Source organism: Nocardiopsis sp. TNDT3 (genome assembly GCF_003427465.1).
Taxonomy (GTDB): Bacteria; Actinomycetota; Actinomycetes; order Streptosporangiales; family Streptosporangiaceae; genus Nocardiopsis; species Nocardiopsis dassonvillei.
Map to the genome: position 1 here is coordinate 1 of NZ_QPFC01001063.1, position 4,784 is coordinate 4,784.

At 72.2% G+C, this 4,784-nt stretch carries 2 protein-coding genes; both read right to left on the reverse strand.

Annotated elements, in window-relative coordinates; translation table 11 throughout:
• Positions 1 to 1,577, reverse strand: a 1,577-nt coding sequence (gene narH / locus DQW06_RS23855; protein WP_117199352.1) for a nitrate reductase subunit beta, incomplete at its 3' end; no start/stop codon positions are given.
• The coding region (locus DQW06_RS23860; protein WP_117199353.1) for a nitrate reductase subunit alpha at positions 1,577 to 4,784 on the reverse strand (3,208 nt) is incomplete at its 5' end. The genes narH and DQW06_RS23860, both read right to left, overlap by 1 nt.

Genomic DNA, 4,784 nt, shown 5'->3' on the forward strand with positions numbered 1-4,784 from the left:
GCCTGGGGCTGCCCGGAGGCCTCGCCGAAGGGCACGCCCCCGCCCATGCCGCCCATGCCCGGCCCGCCCTCGAAGTCGAGGCTGCACCCGATCTCGTCGATGACCCCGCGGTCGGCCTCGTCCACCCCGTAGGCGGTGGGGATGACGTAGCGCTCGTCGTACTTGGCCAGGGCCAGGAGCCGGTACATGTCCTCGATCTCGGTGCCGGTCATCCCGACGGAGGCGGCGATGGAGTCGTCGCGCTCCCGGCCCAGGTTGATCCGGCGCATGTGGGAGCGCATGGCCGCGAGCCGCCGCAGGACCAGGTCCACGGGGCCGGTGTCGCCCGCGGTGAACAGCTCGGCCAGGTACTCCACGGGGATGCGCAGGGTGTCGATGGCGGCGAAGAGGTTGTCGGCGTCCTCGCCGTCGTGCCCGGTGGAGGAGAGCGCGTCCACCACCGGCGACAGCGGCGGGATGTACCAGACCATCGGCATCGTGCGGTACTCCGGGTGCAGCGGCAGCGCCACCCGGAAGCGCTTGGCCAGCGCGTAGACCGGGGAGCGGGCGGCCGACTCCACCCAGCGGTCGGGGATGCCGTCGCGTCGGGCCGCGGCGCGCACGGCCGGGTCGGTGGGATCGAGGAACACGTCGAGCTGGGCGCGGTACAGGTCCCTCTCGTCCGCCACCGACGCCGCCTCGCGGACCCGGTCGGCGTCGTAGAGGACCACGCCCAGGTAGCGCAGCCGCCCCACGCACGTCTCGGAGCAGACGGTGGGCATGCCCACCTCCACCCGCGGGTAGCAGAACGTGCACTTCTCGGCCTTGCCCGTCTTGTGGTTGAAGTAGACCTTCTTGTACGGGCAGCCGGTGACGCACATGCGCCAGCCCCGGCAGCGGTCCTGGTCGACCAGGACGATGCCGTCCTCGACCCGCTTGTACAGGGCGCCGCTGGGGCAGGCGGCCACGCACGACGGGTTGAGGCAGTGCTCGCAGATGCGCGGCAGGTAGAACATGAAGGTCTCCTCGAAGGAGAACCGCACCTTGTCGCCGAGCCTGCGCACGATCGGGTCCCGCCGGGTCAGCTCCGGTCCGCCGCCGAGGTCGTCGTCCCAGTTGGCGCTCCAGCTGACCTTCATGGGCTCGCCGGTGAGCGCCGACCGGGGCTCGGCCACCGGGAAGTCGTCGCCCAGGGGCGCGTTGGTCAGCGTCTCGTAGTCGTAGGTCCAGGGCTCGTAGTAGTCCTGGAGGGAGGGCATCACCGGGTTGGCGAAGATGGTGGCCAGCCGTTTGAGCCGCCCGCCCGCGCGGGGCTTGAGCCGCCCCCTGGCGTCGAGGACCCAGCCGCCCTTCCAACGCTCCTGGTCCTGGTAGGTGCGCGGGTAGCCCTGCCCGGGCCGAGTCTCGACGTTGTTGAACCACACGTACTCGACGCCGCTGCGGTTGGTCCAGGCCTGCTTGCAGGTGACCGAGCACGTGTGGCAGCCGATGCACTTGTCCAGGTTCATCACCATGGCGACCTGCGCCATGACCCTGCCGACCGGCCGCTCCCCTCCGGAGCCGCCGGTCCCGCCCCCGCCGCCGTGGGCCTGTGCCATCAGTAACGCACCTCCGTGGTCCGCTTGCGCACGACGGTGACCTCGTCGCGCTGGTTGCCGGTCGGGCCGAGGTAGTTGAAGGCGTAGGAGAGCTGCGCGTAGCCGCCGATGAGGTGGGTGGGCTTGACCAGCAGGCGCGTGAGCGAGTTGTGGATGCCGCCGCGCCTGCCGGTGGTCTCGGACTTGGGCACGTCGATGGTGCGCTCCTGGACGTGGTACATGTACACGGTTCCGGCGGGCATCCGGTGCGAGACCACCAGCCGCGCCACCACCACGCCGTTGCGGTTGACCGCCTCCACCCAGTCGTTGTCGGCGGCGCCGATCGCCTCGGCGTCGGCGGGGCTCATCCAGATCGTGGGGCCGCCGCGGGAGAGGGTCTGGAGCAGCAGGTTGTCCTGGTACTCGGAGTGGATCGACCACTTGGAGTGCGGGGTCAGGTAGCGCACGACCACCTCGCGCTGGCCGGTCGGGCCGAGGCGGGGCTCGCCGAACAGGCGGCTGATGTCGAGCGGCGGCCGGTAGACGGGCAGGGCCTCGCCGAACTCGTGCATCCAGTCGTGGTCGAGGTAGAAGTGCTGGCGGCCGGTGAGGGTGTGCCAGGGCTTGTCGTGCTCGACGTTGATGGTGAACGGCGAGTACCGGCGGTCGGGGGCCTCCTTGCCCGACCACTCCGGGCTGGAGCCCACCGCCGTGGGACCCCGGCTCGCGTCGGAGAAGACCACCCGGCGCTCGGCGGCCTGGTGGATCAGCTCGTCCATGTCGGTGCCGGTGCGCTCGGCCAGGAGGCGGAAGCCCTGCGCGGCCAGGCGGCCGTTGCTGGTGCCGGACAGCGCCAGGATCATCTCGCAGGCCTTGACGTCGGTGTCCAGGGAGGGGCGTCCGTCGGCGACCCCGCCCCGGACGGCGCCGTTGCGCTGGCGCAGCCACTCCACCTCCCGGTCCGGGGTGAAGGACACGCCCTTGACCGGCAGCCCCTTGGACTCGGCCAGAGGTCCCAGGGCGGCCAGCTTCTGCGCGACCTCGGAGTAGTTGCGGCGCACGGGCACGACGGCGGGCATGGTCCGGCCGGGGACGGGCCGCACGCCCTCCGCCTTCCAGTCCGGCGGGACGCCGTGCGGCTGGGCCAGCTCGCCGGGGGTGTCGTGCTGGTGGGGTACGGCCACCAGGTCGGTGACCTCGTCCAGGTGGTCGGCGGCCAGCGCGCTGAACGCCTTCGCCAGGGCGTGGAAGGCGTCGAAGTCGGTGCGGGTCTCCCAGGGCGGGTCGATGGCCGGGTTGAACGAGTGCACGTAGGGGTGCATGTCCGTGGTGGACAGGTCGTACTTCTCGTACCAGGTCGCGGCGGGCAGCACGATGTCGGACAGCAGGGTCGTGCTGGTCATCCGGAAGTCGATGGACAGCAGCAGGTCGAGCTTGCCCTCGGGGACCTCCTCTCGCCAGGTGACGTCGGCGGGCCGGTCCGCGGGCCCGGCGGGTTCGGCCAGCAGGTTGGAGCGGGTGCCGAGCAGGTGCTTGAGGAAGTACTCGTTGCCCTTGGCCGAGGAGCCGAACAGGTTGGACCGCCACACGGTGAGGACCCGAGGCCAGTTGGCGGGGGCGTCGGGGTCCTCGGCGGCGAAGCGCAGGTCACCGCTGTGGAGCTGGTCGGCGACGTACTCCGCGGGGTCCTGCCCGCGCTCGCGCGCCTCGCGTCCCAGGTCGATCGGGTTGCGGTCGAAGGTCGGGTAGGAGGGCATCCACCCCATGCGGGCCGATGCGGCGACCAGGTCGGCGGTGTGCTGGCCGCGCACCCGCCCCGGGCCGAGCGGCGAGGCGAGGGCGTCGGCGCGGTAGGTGTCGTAGCGCCACTGGTCGGTGTGCAGGTACCAGTAGGAGGTTCCGGCCATGAAGCGCTGCGGCCGGGTCCAGTCCGCGGCGGAGGCGAACGCGGCCCACCCCGCGGAGGTGCGGCACTTCTCCTGGCCGACGTAGTGGGCCCAGCCGCCGCCGTTGACGCCCTGGCAGCCGGTGAGCAGCAGCAGGGACAGGAAGGCGCGGTAGGCGTTCTCGCCGTGGAACCACTGGTTGGTGCCCGCGCCGAGGATGATCATGGCCCGGCCGCCGGACTCCTCGGCGGTGGCGGCGAACTCGCGGGCGATGCGGGCCGCCCGGTCGGCGGGTACCCCGGTGAGTTCGGCCTGCCAGGCGGGCGTGCAGGGCTCGGCGGCGTCGTCGTATCCAGTGGGCCAGGTGCCGGGCAGGTCGTGCCGGTGCACCCCGTAGTGGGCCAGGACCAGGTCGAAGACGGTGGTGACGAGGCGTCCGCCGACCCTGCGGACCGGGACGCCGCGGGTGAGTACCCCGGCCGTGCCGCCAGGGGTGTCGAAGCGGTTCAGGGCGACCTCGGCGGCCTCCCCGCCCTCCGCGTAGAGGGTGAGGGCGGGGACGCGGCCCTCCAGGTCCAGGTTCCACCGTCCGGTCCCGGCCTCGCCCCAGCGGTGGCCGACGGTGCCGTTGGGCGCGACGGGGGCGTCCTCGCCCTCCGGCCAGAACACCGGCTTCCACTCGGCGTTCTCCCCCGTGTCCCCCAGGTCGGCTGCGGTGAGGAACTTGCCGGGGACGAGGCGGCCGTCGCGGCTGTCCAGGGCCACCAGGAACGGCAGGTCGGTGTAGCGGCGCACGTAGTCGTCGAAGCGCGGCGTGGTGCGGTCGACGAACCACTCCTTGAGGATCACGTGCCCCATGGCCATCGCCAGGGCCCCGTCCGTGCCCGGGTGGGGCGCCAGCCACTCGTCGGCGAACTTGGTGGCGTCGCTGTAGTCCGGGGAGACGACCACCACCTTCTGGCCCCGGTAGCGGGCCTCGGCCATCCAGTGGGCGTCGGGGGTGCGGGTGACGGGGACGTTGGAGCCCCACAGCACCAGGTAGGCGGCGTCCCACCAGTCACCGGACTCGGGGACGTCGGTCTGGTCGCCGAACACCTGCGGCGAGGCCACGGGCAGATCGGCGTACCAGTCGTAGAAGGACAGCATGGAGCCGCCGAGCAGGTTCACGAAGCGCGCGCCCACGCCGTGGGAGACCATCGACATCGCGGGGATCGGCGAGAACCCGGCGACGCGGTCCGGTCCGTACCTGCGGATGGTGAGCACGTGCGCGGCGGCGGCGATCTCCAGGGCCTCGTCCCAGGTGATCCGGACCAGCCCGCCCTTGCCCCGGGCCCGCTGGTAG